The 16,272-nt window shown below is 52.4% G+C and carries 10 protein-coding genes; 5 read left to right on the plus strand and 5 right to left on the minus strand.

What is annotated here, in order from left to right; genetic code table 11:
- The first annotated feature begins 48 nt into the window (after positions 1–48).
- From AC286M_RS12650 to AC286M_RS12660, 3 genes are all read left to right on the plus strand, one after another.
- Positions 49–1,821, plus strand: coding sequence for a vanadium-dependent haloperoxidase (locus tag AC286M_RS12650; RefSeq protein ID WP_488204743.1), 1,773 nt, complete (start codon positions 49–51; stop codon positions 1,819–1,821).
- A 477-nt stretch (positions 1,822–2,298) separates the two neighbouring features.
- Positions 2,299–3,567, plus strand: a complete 1,269-nt coding sequence (gene sigC / locus AC286M_RS12655) for an RNA polymerase sigma factor SigC (RefSeq protein ID WP_488204744.1) — start codon at positions 2,299–2,301, stop codon at positions 3,565–3,567.
- Between the two features lie 344 nt (positions 3,568–3,911).
- Positions 3,912–4,367 carry a ferric uptake regulation protein gene (locus AC286M_RS12660; protein WP_488204745.1) on the plus strand — a complete coding sequence of 152 codons (456 nt, stop codon included), beginning with the start codon at positions 3,912–3,914 and terminating at the stop codon, positions 4,365–4,367.
- 406 nt (positions 4,368–4,773) lie between these two features.
- On the opposite strand, the gene AC286M_RS12665 is transcribed toward AC286M_RS12660, so the two are convergent.
- The 5 genes from AC286M_RS12665 to AC286M_RS12685 all read right to left on the minus strand — a co-directional run bounded on the left by AC286M_RS12665 (position 4,774) and on the right by AC286M_RS12685 (position 10,018).
- Positions 4,774–5,301, minus strand: coding sequence for a gamma-glutamylcyclotransferase (locus AC286M_RS12665; RefSeq protein WP_488204746.1), 528 nt, complete (start codon positions 5,299–5,301; stop codon positions 4,774–4,776).
- 108 nt (positions 5,302–5,409) lie between these two features.
- The gene (locus AC286M_RS12670; protein WP_488204747.1) at positions 5,410–6,303 is read right to left on the minus strand and encodes a PIN domain-containing protein; all 894 of its coding nucleotides are present in this window, start codon (positions 6,301–6,303) and stop codon (positions 5,410–5,412) included.
- Between the two features lie 620 nt (positions 6,304–6,923).
- Entirely contained in the window at positions 6,924–8,555 is a 1,632-nt protein-coding gene (locus AC286M_RS12675) for a site-2 protease family protein (protein WP_488204748.1), read from the minus strand.
- Positions 8,556–8,624: 69 nt separating this feature from the next.
- Positions 8,625–9,602: an N-acetylmuramic acid 6-phosphate etherase gene (gene murQ, locus AC286M_RS12680; RefSeq protein WP_488204749.1), complete on the minus strand. Its 978-nt coding sequence runs from the start codon at positions 9,600–9,602 to the stop codon at positions 8,625–8,627.
- A complete protein-coding gene (locus tag AC286M_RS12685) occupies positions 9,599–10,018 on the minus strand; it encodes a DUF3110 domain-containing protein (RefSeq protein ID WP_488204750.1) in 420 nt (139 codons plus the stop codon). The genes murQ and AC286M_RS12685 overlap by 4 nt, the downstream gene beginning before the upstream one ends.
- A gap of 705 nt (positions 10,019–10,723) precedes the next feature.
- Between AC286M_RS12685 and AC286M_RS12690 the strand changes: the two genes are divergently transcribed.
- Together AC286M_RS12690 and rimP are read left to right on the plus strand one after the other, a co-directional pair.
- Complete coding sequence (locus tag AC286M_RS12690; RefSeq protein WP_488204751.1) at positions 10,724–15,607, plus strand: translocation/assembly module TamB domain-containing protein; 4,884 nt, start codon at positions 10,724–10,726, stop codon at positions 15,605–15,607.
- Between the two features lie 165 nt (positions 15,608–15,772).
- The gene (gene rimP / locus AC286M_RS12695) at positions 15,773–16,228 is read left to right on the plus strand and encodes a ribosome maturation factor RimP (protein ID WP_488204752.1); all 456 of its coding nucleotides are present in this window, start codon (positions 15,773–15,775) and stop codon (positions 16,226–16,228) included.
- The last annotated feature ends 44 nt before the right edge of the window (positions 16,229–16,272 follow it).

Here is a 16,272-nt window from a genome sequence, read left to right on the forward strand (position 1 = left end):
GTTCCTATTCAAAAGCAGTGCTTTAATTAGCCTCATAAGGAGTTTGTTATGCGCGATCGCAGACTTGCAGCCCTCGAAGTCCGTCGTCAAGCCGCCGAACTCGCCAGCAATCGGCCTCACCCCAAACAGGTCGGCAATGGTGATGAACTGCGCTACCGGGACGAAAAGAATAAACCTACTCATATTGCCAACTATACAAAAGGTTTACCCCATGACGATAAAGGGCTGTTGGCGAATGCCGATGACTATCAGCAGTTTATTCGCGGCATTGACTCAGGTGATGTGCGTGACTTTAAAGATACGCCCCTTGGCCCTCCAGGACAGAATGGAAACGCCAATCCGACTTGGAAATCGCAAATGGCGCAAGCCGTTGATGCCGATAAGCGGGCGATGAAAATGGCGTCCGTCCGAGCCTGGGAAAGTGCTGGAGCAGGCAACACTTTTGACTTAGAAGGCCCGGATGCGCAAGCGGTCACAATGCCACCCGCACCGAATCTGGACAGCGACGAACTTATTGCAGAGATGGCTGAACTTTACTCAATGGCGCTGCTGCGAGATCTGCCCTTTGCCAAATTTGATAGTGATCCGGAACTCCAGGTTGCAATCGAGCGCTTGAACCGAACCAAGTGGATTAACAATCCTGGCGATGACCTGACGGCTGCTGAGCAGTCTCGTCTGCGTGGCCCCTTCACGCGGCAAAATGTTTTCCGGGGTATAACCAAAGGGGATAATGTCGGCCCTTATCTCTCCCAATTCTTGCTGGTCGGCAACAAGGGTCTGGGTAAAAAACACGAATTGTCCGATGGTTTTGTTCAATACGGTTCGATTCGCATCGATCAGCGTGTGCGCCTGGCTGAACCCTGCAAGGACTATATGACCACCTGGGAAAGCTGGCTTGATGTGCAGAACGGAGCTGACCTGCGCGGCACTGAGCTGTATGTCGATGATCCCAAGACCAATGAGCCGATTTATCGGTTTATGACCACACCGCGCGACTTGGCTACGTATGTTCACTATGATGCGCTGTATGAAGCCTATCTCAATGCCTGTTTAATTTTGCTCAGCATGGGTGTGCCATTCGATCCGGGCATTCCGTTCCAGCGGGGTGATCATCTCGATAAGCAGCAGGGCTTCGCTCAGTTTGGGGGACCCCACATTTTGTCCCTCGTCACTGAAGTGGCTACTCGGGCACTCAAAGCCGTGCGCTATCAAAAGTTCAACCTGCATCGTCGGGCTCGTCCGGAAGCGCTAAGTGGATTAATTAACCGCTACTGCAATAACGATAAGGAAAACATCGCGGGCATCATGGCCTTGACAGAAGGCATTGATGATGACTTGCTGCATGATGTCGCCACTCACAATGCACTGCAAAACCAAAGTAGCGATCGCATGAATGATGCTAACGGTGGCTACAGTAATTCCTTCCTGCTGCCAATGGCGTTCCCCGAAGGTTCGCCTATGCATCCTGCCTATGGTGCAGGTCATGCTACAGTTGCTGGCGCTTGCGTCACTATCCTGAAGGCGTTCTTTGACCACGGCTATGAGCTGCCGTTCTGCTATGAACCCTCAGTGGATGGCTCTCGTTTAGAGACTGTCAAACTGGATCGGCCACTCACCGTCGAAGGTGAACTAAACAAGCTTGCGTCCAATATCTCCATTGGTCGCAACTGGGCGGGTGTTCACTACTTTACCGACTACATTGAGTCGATTCGGCTCGGCGAAACAGTCGCTCTCGGCATTCTGGAAGAGCAAAAGCTAACCTACGGCGAAAACTTCTCAATGACGATACCGTTGTTCGACGGTGGCACCCGACGCATTTAGACGCATTTAACGGTTAGCCGCCGTAATTAAAAGTCAGCTGTCGCCGTATCGCGGCGACGGCGACTTTTGATGTTCGGTATTGCCAGACCTTTGTTGCTGGTAAGCATCAAGCACACACGAACTCTATAAAGCTCACCCAACCATCTTTGCTGAAACTTTACGGGAGCTTTGCGGATAAGTCTCTGGAATGTTCGCATTAGGGAATGTAGTTCTTCTTACTTCATGTCTTCAAGCACTTAACTATTTCTGTTCATATCCGTTAGCTGACATTGTTTTCTAACGATGCTTTCTAACGATAGGACAGTCGGATCAGCCGACAAGACATAGAACTCCATTCACCTCTCAGCTTATGCGCGTTTATAACCGAACTGTTAAGGAACTCAAGCCCCTGTTTCGTAGTCAATAAATTTGGGCATACTACCGTCAGATAGCATTCCCGAAGTTCGCGCGCTCTGTACCCAGACATAGTTGATCGTCATGCCAGTACAACCTTTTCAACCTGATACCGCTGAACTGAATTCTTATTCATCGCCTGATGAATCTGCTGATGATTTGAATTTGGACAGCGAAGAACCAGATATCTCCTCAGACGATTTGGTTCGCCTCGAAATTGATTTTGATGATGACAGCTCTCAGGCTGCTAAGTTATCAAAGGCTGGACGTCGCACGACCGACCTTGTGCGTTTATATCTTCAGGAAATCGGTCGAGTCCGTCTACTCGGTCGTGATGAGGAGGTTTCTGAAGCACAGCGGGTTCAGCGATATGTGCAACTGCTCGAACTGCGGGAAGAAGCCGCTGAAACAGCCGGTGAGGCTTTGCAAAAATACGTCAAGTTAGTGGACGCTCGCAATCGCTTAACGGCGCAACTTGGACATCGTCCTTCTCTAGAGCGTTGGGCCAGAGAAGCCGGAATTGAGGTGTCAGAGCTGAAGCCGACTGTGGCAGAAGGTAAGCGTCAGTGGGCCGAACTGGCGGGACTCAGCCTAGAAGAGTTGGAGCATATCCAGAAAGAGGGTATTCGCGCTAAAGAGCACATGATCAAGGCCAATCTGCGGTTGGTTGTGTCGGTAGCGAAGAAGTACCAAAATCGCGGATTAGAACTGCTGGATCTAATTCAAGAAGGAACCCTCGGTCTAGAGCGGGCGGTCGAAAAGTTTGATCCCACCAAAGGCTATCGGTTTAGTACCTACGCGTACTGGTGGATTCGGCAAGGAATCACACGTGCGATCGCAACTCAAAGCCGCACGATCCGCCTACCGGTTCACATCACCGAAAAGCTGAACAAAATTAAGAAAGCCCAACGGAAAATCTCCCAAGAGAAGGGCAGCACTGCCACAGTAGAAGATGTGGCACGCGAGTTGGATATGACTGCACCCCAAGTGCGGGAAGTCCTGATGCGCGTCCCTCGTTCCGTTTCTTTGGAAACCAAGGTTGGGAAAGAGCGCGATACTGAACTCGGTGATCTGCTGGAAACCGATGATGCATCGCCCGAAGAAACTCTGATGCGGGAATCTCTGCGGCGCGACCTGCAACAGCTGTTAGCTGACCTAACCAGTCGTGAGCGCGACGTGATCCGCATGCGTTTTGGGTTAGGAGATGGCACTCCCTACTCCTTGGCGGATATTGGTCGTGCTCTGGATCTGTCCCGTGAGCGGGTGCGCCAGATTGAGGCCAAAGCGCTGCAAAAGCTGCGCCAGCCCAAGCGCCGCAATCGTGTGCGCGACTATTTGGAAGCGCTCGGCTAAAACTTATTTGCCATTAAATCGGCTGATACCGGATTCAGTATCGATCCCCCCAGCCAGTGATCAAGTACCAACCTGTTAATGGGTGAAACTCCACGATATGCGAAAGGGCATGCGAGAGTTTCACCCATTGGTCATTGAGAGCGAATTTAGTGTGACAAACCGAGAGCTGATCTTCATAAAAGTTTGCAAACCTAGCTTTTATGAAGATCGGCTCTCGGCCTTCTTTTCATGCTGTTTTATCTATGATGGCAATGCCAATTATTCTCAATAGTGATATCTTCTTGCACATTAGCTCAGGATTCGTTATCATTCTCATTAAGAAATGATTCTTGAGAATTAGAGCCATGCCGATTTACAGTGCTGCTTCGCTGAAATCTGAATTGAATGAGAGAGGCTGGCGTTTAACTCCTCAGCGTGAAACCATTCTGCAAGTTTTTCAAAACCTGCCGAAAGGTAATCATTTAAGCGCAGAGGACTTGTACAATCTGCTGCAAGAGCAAGATGAACCCATCAGCCTGTCAACGATTTATCGCACGTTGAAGCTGATGGCACGCATGGGGATCCTGCGGGAACTTGAGCTTGCAGAAGGTCACAAGCACTACGAAATAAATCAGCCTTATCCCCACCACCACCATCATTTAATCTGCGTCCGGTGTAGTAAAACGATTGAGTTTAAGAATGACTCGATCTTGAAAATTGGCACCAAGACATCGCAGAAGGAAGGATATCATCTGCTGGATTGCCAAATGACAATTCATGCGGTATGCCCGACTTGTCAGCGAGCCCTGTTGCCTAACTAGGTTGCACCAGTTCTGAAAGGGTAATGATACTCGTAACCAAGTTTGGTTAGAAAGGAGCCAGTTTTTAGTTTTTGCAAAGGTCTACAGCCTGACCTTCGCAAAAACTAACCTGGCTTTATCAGGTACTGTTTTGGGATTGTATGGCAATGCTCATCCAGCTCCAAAATGCACTGTCTGAGAATTACCTTGCAAAGTGAGGATTACAGGTTACAGATTGTAAGCGCTAAGTGCTCTAGCTTGCTGTCGCATGGCGATGGGCTGAGTGCCGAGAATTGGTGTGTAGCCCTAGTTTTGGGAAATAATGTCTAGCTATAGCCATATTGGTGAGGACGTTGAGAGGCAGGCAACGCCTACTTCTCAACGTTCATAACGATACGAATAGCAATCCGTTTGAGTGATGTTCAGGTTATGCCATGAGACGGTACAGCGCAATGGCTTGCTTCTGGAGATTGTGCATGTGGTGAAATAGCTGCCAGCGATACTCTTCAGGTAGACCACAAGTCAATGCTCCTCGCATGACAACATCAAAGTACCAGTCGTTGGGTGCAATTTCAGTGGTTGGCTTTTGGCTGACGGTATAGGTACGGATTTTGGTGTATCGGCGATCATTACACTCAACCGAAATAGCATGGCGACGATAGCCCTCTTCTCGGGCATCGAGTAGAGGACTTAGGCGCAGAGGCAACTGATATAGAACGCCATACACCGTTGAGGTTTCGTCCGGCATGATATCTAGTACGCCACACTGGCGCAGCCGTGATCGCCGATAGAACCCCAAGCGATAACCGGACAACTTGGCAGCCCCAACCACGTAAGGATGGGTGGCTTCACCCAGAGAACGCTTGAGATCCACTGGGCACATACATGAACCGTAGGCAAAGTAGTAAAACGCTGATTCTACGGCAGGGACAGAAACGGATGAGTTGATTGTCAATGCGTGGTTTGGGTCAGAGTGATCTGAATGAGGCATGTAGCTAAGTCTGGTCGAAAATGCGATCGCAAAATCTATGCAACTCACAACTCAAAAATTACAAACTACGACCTAAATGGCCTGGCTTTGCTCTGTGACCGGGGGATCAGCATTCGGATCCCAACCTTGGTTGACCGCTTTAATGAGCTGCCATGCGACTATACCAACAATAATTAATGCGACTAGAGCTGCTAGCAGGGAGAAGAGTTGAGCGACTGCACTTGGATCGTTAGAAACGGGTTGACTTTTTTGCAAACGAGAACGGGAAGGCCGACGTGATTTGTTTGCCATAGTGCCAGAGCGATTACTACTCGTACGTGGAATTGTTGTAGATTGTCCGGATCGAGCCGTACTTAATCCAGAATATAGGTCTGATGCAGGATACGGGTTGATATCAGACCGAATACCGGAAATAGGGCCGCTGCCTACCTCCATTGGCTGCAAGCCACCCGCTTTCATCTGCTGCCAGTGCTGCATGACTGAAACAGGGCGTCGTCCATACTGTGACCACTGTTGTAATGCCGTCCCCGTAATGCAGCAGAGGTTGGGAACTTGTAGCGCTTGAATTCGCTGAATTTGCGGCTGGTCATTTGTGGCCAAGACAACCATACGGGCTGGATACCGTTTGGCCACACCATAGGCACAGCGGGCAACCGCTAGCGACAGGCGTGCTTTTTTGCTGATGGCTCGGCCCTCCGGTCCCTTCAAGAGTGGATGGCTAGCTATAATTTCCGTCGATTGCCATTGATGAGTGGCTTGAAACCGATGAAATTCTTTCGCTACACGCTCCAAATCCGGATCGACCGCATCTTTGAAGAGCAGATGCATTTCGTCGGCCACAGACTGAGGCAGAATGCAGGAGCCAACAGAGGAGTATTGATGCCAATCACGCAGATTGCTCGTTACTAAGACATTGATGTCAAGTAGCAGCAAAACAGGGGGCAGGGGTTTAGCTACAGTCACCATAGTGGATGGACTAAACGTAGTTAATCTATGTGGAAATCAAATTGGAAATCAAAGTCGCGATCACTCGTAACAAATCAAAAATTTAGCAGGACACCCTTCACGTTTTAAGACTCTATCTTTAAAGAAAGAATTTTATTGATTTAAGTATATAACTCCGTTAGGGAGCGATACCCTTTCAGACTACAGCGTCATTGTCTCAATCCTACGGGCTGCTAGAAAAAGCCATCTTGAGTTTTTTGTGAAAGACATACGCCGCATCCCTTTCACAAATCACAGTTCTGAGGCTTGATTGTGGGATTCGGATTGAAACAGTCACTTGAAACAGTCACATAAATACGAGCCTAGTACTAACGATACTGTTTGACTATCTTTTTTACCTATCTTAAGTCGTCATTTCGATCATGATCACAGATCTTACATTTGCTCCCAAAACCCAAAGGAGGGATTTTGCCGATGCATGATGGCCGCAAAATCCCTCCTTCGGGTCTAAGTTGTCATCCGATTGGGATTTTCGGGAGGATTCCCTAGGACATGGAGTGGACGGTATCGGCAAATCTGCGATCGCACCTCCACATCTATTTGTTCATAAAACTCTACAATTTACGGATTAGCTAACAAGATTAGCCAATGCCAAGCCGTCCGGCCAAGCTGGGCGTTAGCGGTAGCAGCGTCGCAATCATCAGAAATAGGGCTAGTAAACCAATGGCTGCGCGGGCATCATCCGGTTCCGTCAGCTCTTCTAAACTGGGCCGTTCTAGGTCGCGCTGGAGGAAGAGGATGAGGATAGCCCAGTAGAGGGCCAGTGGATTCACTAGAGAGGCCAAACCGAGAATAATCAGGGTGGCAAAGGTGGTGCGGCGGGCAGTGGTGCGGCCATAGATAGCCTGGACAATGCGGCCCCCGTCTAGTTGTCCGGCGGGCATCAGATTAATGGCAGTAATCACCAGACCCAGCCAGCCAATAATCATCAGCGGATGAACATCAACAATTGGTGTGGTGAGAGCATCGCCCAGAATCACTTTAGCCAGGGTACCCACCAGGATGGAACCCTGGAAAAACTCCACCGGAATCTGAAATAGGCTGCCGGGATGAGACAGCACCAGTCCAGCGATCAGCATGACCAGTGAGATCAAACCGCCTGCGGCAGGGCCTGCGATCGCAATATCAAATAAAACGGTGCGGTTCGGCAAAAGCGACGTAAAGCGGGTGATTGCCCCAAAGGAGCCGATCTGAATCGCGGGAATAAAAAACGGCCAGGCTAGCTTGACCTGATTGCGCTTCGCCAGTACCCAGTGGCCGATTTCATGGGCAACTAGGATGAGCAAGACGCTAATGCCGATGGGAGCTACTTCTGGCCAGCGATTGGGCGTTTCAAATAAATCAAAGCCCAGCAGAAACGCACAGGTTTCAAACACAGTGACCAGTGTTGCGATCGCAAGGCCAACTGCGATGCCCTTTTGCAGAGGAGAGAGGGGTTTGGGGTCGTTGCTGCTGGGTAAAACGATTACGACTGGGCGCTTTTCAACCCCTTCCACTAGAAACAGCCGATAGCGATCGCTGAGCCGTTCTGCCAGAGCGTTGGTCAGTTCGTGATGTACCTCCGCTGGCTCGCCGCGCAGATTGCCCTTAAAAATTGCTCCGTCCTGATAGGGAATGGTTTCCGTGCTGAAGAACGTATCGACGCCGAAAATGCCCTGAATTGCAGTTAAATCTTCGGCTGGAATGGGATGAATTTCCGGCAGTTCCAGCTTCGGCTCTGCTTTATCCTTAGGCGGCTCAGTTGCACCACCCTCGCTTGGAGTGGATCGGGTCTCTGATTCAGATGGCTGAGTTGATTCTGTACCTGCATCCGTCTCTGCTTTAACGGATTGAGCCTCGGCATCATAGGTGGCTGGACGGCTCGTTGCCCCTTTGACCGCTGAGTGACTGGGGGATGCGGTGTCAGATGATGTCGCGCTGCCAGTCTCGGTCAGGGAAACGGGCTGATTGGTTTTCGGTAAGTTGGCCCCTGCTTTGCGGAGCTGCCGTCCGATGAAGATATAGATCCCGGTGGAGATCAGCAGCATAAATAGCACGGTGGCCAGGTTGAGGAACAGCCCGAAAGCGGTTAAACCAAAAAACAAGAGCCAGGGCAGCATCAGCACCACAGACTGGAGCCAAGCCAAAATACCCAGCTTGCCATAGGGCAACGCCCGATAGAGTCCCCAGCCCAGAATAGCTAGAGCCGCCAGCAAGATCAGAACAGTAATCATAGGTGTATGAACTCAAAGAAGGGGGCTTGATTAGCGAGGTGTACAACTCCGGTCGATTCAGGCACTCGACTAATCTGATGATGCGGCAACTGAGCCGGATTCTAACGCTTGACGCAGATTGCCTTGGTGGTCGTCTAGCAGCCGTTCGGCTTCAGCGACGGGGACGCCTGACCAGTGCATCAGCAGAGCCAATTTGACCCGATTGCCGCTCTGATCCAGCAGCGTTTGGGCCGCCGTACGGTCGAGATCAGTTAAATCTTGGATCATGCGCAGGGCGCGATCGCACAATTTGCTGTTCGTCACTGCCACATCGATCATGCGATTGCCGTAAACCTTGCCTAATCGCACCATCACGCCTGTAGATAAGATATTCAGTGCCATTTTGGTGACGGTGCCCGCCTTGAGCCGCGTGGAACCCGCCAAAATCTCTGGCCCAACCAGCAGCCGAATGTCAATATCGGCGATCGACGACACCTGCTCAGATGGGACGCAGGCGATAAACACCGTCGTTGCGCCGCGTTCCTGGGCAGCATGGAGCGCTCCGTGGACGTAGGGAGTCGTCCCTCCCGCCGTGATGCCCACCACCACGTCCCGGTTGGTAATGTGATGATGCGTGATCGCACTGGCTCCGTCCTCGGCCCGATCTTCTAAACTTTCGGAACTGCGCACCAGGGCAGCGGCTCCGCCAGCAATAATCCCCTGTACCTGTTCCGGGTCGGTGCAGAAGGTGGGTGGACATTCGGCAGCGTCCAGCACGCCCAAGCGGCCACTGGTGCCTGCGCCGATGTAGAACAAGCGTCCGCCCTGTCGCAGGGCTTCAGCGGTTTGGTCAATTGCGATCGCAAGTGGAATGCGCGCCTGGGCAATGGCCCGCAGCGTTTGGGCATCTTCCTGATTAAACAAATCCACCAGTTCCAGGCTTGAGAGCTGATCGAGATTGTGGCTGTTGGGATTATTCTGTTCGGTCAGCAAATGACCCCGCTCTGGAGCAACTGGATTGCGCGATTGAGCGGATAAATCCTGCTGGATCGGGACATTTTGGTTCACAGTAGCCCCTCCAACTGACGCCGAATCCGGTCGAGTTCTGATTCGGGCATAGTCTCAGCGCTGTCTGCTGCGTCCGCCGCTTCGACGGGCCGACCAGATTCAGAGGTCGCTGACCGCTGATCGGGATTCCAGTCCGTTTGCTCCACATTCTCCTCTGGCGGCACGGCCAGCATCCCTTCAGGAATGAGCTTCGCCTCGTAGCCCGCTCCCTGGCAAAACTCTTCAATCTCTTCTGTAAAGAAGGCTTCAACTGAGCAGGACGGAAAATCCTGCGCTTCCAGCATGAGGCCAAAGCGGGTGGCATCATCCTCGCTCTCAAACATCAGAATGGTGTTGCGACCGTTGACCTGGAGGCTGTGAATGCCCTCATTTTCTGTACGGGCGTTAAATAAAATGACAAAAACCTGCTGCTGCATCGGATGTCACAAGACGACTTCACGTTTTCTTCATCCTACCTGTTCACGCTGTGAAATTGGTCAGGACAACTGGGATGAGTAGGAGCGCAGAAATTGACGATGGTGCGGTTAACTTCCTCTGGGCAGTCGGAACTCGTGTCATGACCGCAATGTGCGATCGCACAAAAATGAGAATTTGGTAGCTGATCGGCCAACCGTTTCCCTTTGTCAAGGGAAAACTACTGATCCTGTTCTTCCCACATGACTAACGTTGAATAGGTAATTTGAGGCAATCTCTGCTCAAGCCGATAGAGCGGCCCGGTCTGGCGATGACGAGCCCGGATTTTTGCATGGGAATACCATTACTCTACTGCTGAGATAGAAGGTGAGTGACATCCGCTGGGGGAGGAGCATCTACTGTTATAAAACTTACGTATGAAAGAGATAGAGAATGAGGTGCTAGCCTAATCAGAGATCAATTTCTGCCAGCCCTGTCCAAGTGAAATTGGTGTTGTATGGATGAGTTCTAAATGTGGCACATTTGGCCCCTGATCTGCGTCCTAAATGTGCGTCCTGTGCCTCTGAATGCGTTCCTGCCTGTGATCCCTGAGTTTTCGTCAGTCTAAATGCTGGTCTCACCGCGCTTGCCTAATTGCGTCACACAATACTGGCTTATTTGCGATCGCGCCATCGGTCATCTTCTCGCTACGGCTGTAACGACTCTTAATGTCTCATTCTGCTAATTCCGAAAATTCTGAACTCAGACCACAGCCACCGAGAACGCCTCGTTCTCGGTGGCTCATCAAAGTATTCTTAGGTACCAGTGCGATCGCGGGTTTGGGGGCACTGGCTGGCGGTTGGTGGGTTTCCAACTATGTCAACGAACGCCTCACGCCCCAGGTTGAGCAATCCCTCGAACGGTTGATTAACCGTGAGGTCGAAATTGGCGACGTTCAGTCTTGGTCGTTCAGCCACATTACCTTTGGCGAATCCACTCTACCCGCCACGACGACCGATCCAGATACGCTGACGATTGAATCGCTGCGCGTTCGGTTTAATTTGCTACAAGTTGTGTTCGAGCGCAAGTTGTCGATGAACCTGCATTTGCAGGGAGCACAGGGCTATTTTGAGCAGAATGCGGATTTAGACTGGCTTGATCTGGAACTGACGCCGCAACCAGCGGGAACGATCGAGTTTGAAGTGGCTGCGGTTACTGTTCAAGATAGTGCGCTGACGCTAGAACCGTTTACGCCGCCGGAGGCCAATCCTTACGAAGCGATTCAACTGACGGACATTGTCGGACGGGTGCGGCTACGGGATACCAGCGAACAGATTACCTTCAGCTTGGCCGGACAGGTGCGGGAAGAAGGCGACCTCAAGATTCTCGGTTCCTTTCGTCGCGAACCGCAGGTGCTACGTGTATCCATTCAAGCCAATGATTTACGCACGAAAGATATCAGCCATTTAGCCCAACTACCGCCCACGCTGGATTTTCAAAGCGGCCAAATTGGTGGCAACGTGATCATTTTGAACCGCGAGGCTCACCCGCTGTTGCTACAGGGGGTGGCGCGGATTGAGGATGCTGACTTTGCCATTCAAAATGTGCCCCAGTCCTTCAGCGATGCGACGGGGCTGATGCGGTTTCAGGGACAAGAAATCCAGTTCGACCAGGTGGCGCTGACCTATGGTGAGCTGCCGGGCATTGTGAATGGTGCCATTCATCTGAAAAATGGCTACGACCTGCAGGCGAGGCTGGAGGATGTGCCCATTGCGTTGCTGTGGGATACCTTTGGCTTTGAACCGCCCGTTGCGACCGAAGGAAATCTGCAGGCCGACTTGAGCTTAGAAGGCGCATTAAATCTTCCGCTTCTTTCCGGTGCCGTTCGCAGTCAGGGTCTTGCTCAGGTTGATCGCGTTCCCTTTCAGCAAGTTGCAACCGAGTTTGCCCTGCGCGGGCCAGAGTTGACGTTTACCAATATTCAAGCCCGTCCTCAAGCGGGTGGACTGATTACGGGCGATGGCCAGATTCTGCTGGGTGAATCTAGGGGATTGGTCTTTGACTTAGCCGGACAGGATTTACCCGGTGATCCCCTGGCCCGCACCTATGGATTTAACAGTTCTGCGATCGCACTTGGCGCAGTTGACGCAGATGTTCAAGTTTTCGGGCCGTTGGGCAATCTGGAAACCATAATCGACTGGCAGGCTCCTACTGCTACCTATCCGGGCCAGGGTGAAATTGCGATCGCAAACGGCGTTGTGCAGTTGCGGAATACGGTGCTGCAAGTTGCAGACGGGACTATCCGAGGTGGAGGACGATTAGCTGAGGGACTGTGGGAAGCGGATGTGCAGGCGGAAGGGGTGCAGCTACGCCGCTTTTCACCGATGCTACAGGGCAGCTTGGGCGGCGATTTGCGGCTGACGGGTTCGCTGGATCAGGCAAGTGTCGCCAACACGCGAGCCGAGGGCACAGTGAATTTTTCCGATGGCCTGCTCAGCTTTTCAGAACTGCTGGCCGATTTCAACCAGCCGCTGACGGCAGAGGTGGTCTGGGATGGCGAAAAGATTCAGGTTCTGGAAGCCAATGCCGATCGCGTCACGGCAGATGGGGCGGTCTACGTGCAGCTTCAGGGTGAGGGTGCGCCAGCGATTGAACGCTTGGATCTCAACGTCGATGCTCAGGGCTATGCGCTGACATCGCTACCCGTGTCGCTGCCCTACGCCAATCTGACGGGTACGGCAGACTTTGAGGGACAGGTGACTGGGCCGCTGTCTGCCATCAATTTGGTCGGTGATGTGCAGCTCAATCAGGCCCAGGTCAATAATCTAGCCTTTGATCCGACACTGGTGGGCACGATTCGCTATGGCCTAGGTAGCGGTCTGGATCTGGATCTGCAAGGGCCAGCCGATAGCGTTCTGCTCCGGTTAGCCGCTGATAATCGGCCCCAGGAGTTTCGCGTGGTGCTAGATGATGCGATCGCAACAGGCCGATCCAGTGGCGACGATTTGATGATTGGGCTTGAGAATCTGCGCTTGGATCAGCTGGCGCTGCCTCCGGCTGGTTACTTGGGCAGTTTGGGCGGAGAGGTCGATGCACAACTAACCTTCAACTGGCTGGATCGAAGCCTAGCTGGTTCGTATCAAGTTGTCGCTCCCCGCATTGGCTACATCGAACTTGACGACTTGCAGGGCGGTTTTCGCTACGCCGATGGCTCGCTGTTTATTCCCACGACCACTCTGAGCCAGGGTGAAAGCGTCTACCAGCTCCAGGGCCGCGTCACTCCCGGTGCGGAACCGCTGGTGCAGGGCAGTATCCAAATCGAGGAAGGCCGCTTACAAGATGTCCTCGCGGCGCTGAGAATCTTTGAGCTAGAAGATCTCCAGCGGGGGCTGCGTCCTCCTATCTATGACGGTGCAGCCAGTTTGGATTTAATTGGTGTTGGCTTCCCTGGCGACGTGCCCATCTTGCGCCAGTTGCGCCGACTGGCGGAAATTGATGCGCTCCTGGCGCAGCAGCGTCTAGAAGAGGCTAATGCCTCTCGCTTGCCGCCCCTGTCGGAACTGACTGGCGAATTCTCTGGCACGATTGAAAACATTGCCTGGTCGCCGCGTCAGGGCTTACAGATGGAGTTTGACCTTGATGGCGAGAACTGGGTTTGGGATCGCTATCAGATTAACGATGTGGTGGCGCAGGGCAATCTGGAGCAAGACGTGTTGACTCTGCAACCGCTGCGGCTTGTCGGTGAAGATGACTTGCTGCTGTCGTTCCGGGGACGCATTGGTGGGGAGGATCAGACGGGGCAGCTAGAGGCGCAAAACCTACCCGTTGCTCTGGTGCGAGATTTTGTCGATCTGCCCGTTGATTTAGAAGGCGATTTTGGCGTTCTGGCCAACTTGAGCGGCAGCTTTGACAATCCCAACGTGGTGGGCAGTGCTAACCTGAGCGATGCCTCGATCAACGACACTGAGATTCGTATGGGAGAGGTGTCCTTCCGCTATGCCGATGCGGTGATTGGAGCCAACGGCAACGTCGTGGTCGGCAAGTCTAAGGAACCCTTGACCCTGCAAGCTCGCATTCCCTATCAGTTTCCCTTTGTCAGCGTTGCACCCGCTACCGATGAGGTGTTTGTCCAGGTTGACGTACGTAACGAAGGCTTGGCCTTCCTGAATGCCTTTACCGATCAGGTGGAGTGGATTGAGGGACAAGGGCTGGCCCAGTTGCAGATTACGGGTGCGTCAACCGATCTCTCGGTTCTGGGCGATATTGAAGTGCAAGATGCGGTGTTGGCCTCGCAAACCTTTCCCGCTGAACCGTTTACCAATGTCGATGGTCAAATTCAGTTCAGCCGCGATCGCATTATGGTCGAACAGCTGCGGGGCGACTTCAGCCAGGGCGAAATTTACGCGGCTGGGGTGATCCCGCTTTTCAGATCTCTACCCGAAGGCGATCCGGATCTGGCCGATCCGCTCACCCTTGCCATGCGGGACATCGATATCAACTTTAAGGGACTCTATAACGGTGGCGTAGGTGGTCAGGTCTTTCTGCTAGGAACCGCGCTGGCTCCCCAACTGCAGGGAGATGTTATCTTGTCGAATGGTCAATTTTTCTTACCCGATCAGGCGGCAAATGGAGCTGCGACTGAAACGGCTGCCAATGGCTCAACGCCGGACGGTACAGATGGTACAGATGCCAATGCCAATGCTGCCGATGCTGGATTGACCGATCCAAATGCGACTGCGTCGCTGCGGTTCCGCGATCTCAACCTGCAGCTTGGCGACAATGTGGAAATTCGCAAAGAGCCAATTCTGGCGTTTATCGCCACTGGCAATATTCTGCTCAATGGCAGTCTGAATAATCTGCAAAGCCTCCGCCCAGAAGGCACGATTGAGCTGCAGCGGGGGCAGGTTAATCTGTTTACCAGCCGTTTTCGCCTGACTAACGACTATCCTCAAACGGCCACGTTTCGACCGAACTTGGGTCTTAATCCCCTGCTGGACATTCAGCTGATTACCTCAGCTACAGAGGTGACTCGCGCGCCGATTCAGGACACCACCTCACCAACCTGGCAGGGCGCAATTCCCTTTGCCTCAACCGAAGTGCAGGATGTTTCCCGCAATAACGTGGGTGAACTGCAAACGGTGCGGATTTACGCCACGGTGACGGGGTTGGCCAGTGAACTGTTTGAAAATATTGAACTCACGAGCAGTCCCTCTCGGAGCGAGGCTGAAATTGTCTCACTAATCGGCGGTGGCTTTGTCGATACCCTGGGCCGCAGCGACAGTACACTTGCGATCGCAAATCTAGCGGGTTCGACTCTATTTGGCGGCATCCAAGATGCGATCGGTACAGCCATTGGCCTCAGCGAATTTCGCCTATTTCCCACCTACGTCACGTCAGATGACTCACAGACTTCGGCGCTAGCGCTGGGGGCTGAACTCGGTATCGACATTACCGATGATTTATCCGCGTCCGTAGTGCAAATTCTTACGGGCAGCGAAGACGCCACCCGCTTTGGCCTGCGCTACCGGATCAACGACGAGTTTCTCCTGCGCGGCTCAACCAACCTGGACAACGACAGCCGCCTCATCCTGGAATACGAAACTCGCTTTTAGAGAATTCGTCATTCCCGGACACATGCGCTACACTGAGTTGCTAGGCACCACGTTGAGCAAGCTGACTCAGCATTAGGTCGCCAGAGGAAGTGGGGATTCGCCCACTTTTTTTGTTGTTTAGGGATGTTTAGTCCCAGCGCACCTGCAAATAGTGCATATAGTCGTATGGTTCATCCACTCGTTCCCAAAGTCATCGATATTGCTGACCCCATCGCCCAAGAGTTGGGCTTAGAGGTGGTTGGTGCCACGTTCTACACCAACCAAAAGCCGCCCGTATTGCGGATTGACGTTCGCAACCAGGCCCAGGATACGGGGTTGGATGACTGTGAGCGCATGAGCCGTGCCTTAGAAGCTACCCTGGACGAGGCTGATATCATTCCGGGAGCTTACGTACTGGAGGTTTCCAGTCCAGGCACGACTCGCACCTTAGAGAGCGATCGCGAATTTGTCGCCTTTCGCGGCTTCCCGGTTGTGCTAATGCTGAGTGAACCCCACGACGGCCAGGATCAATGGACAGGCCAACTGGTCAAGCGAGACGAGGATGCCATTCATCTATCGCTCAAAGGGCGAACCATCGCCATTCCGCGTCAGCTCGTTTACCGAGTTCAGCTTGAGGACTAGCCACCAGAATATGGATGCTATTTAATTCTCGTTCCTAAAAATTA

This window comes from Thainema salinarum CENA647 (assembly GCF_057732415.1).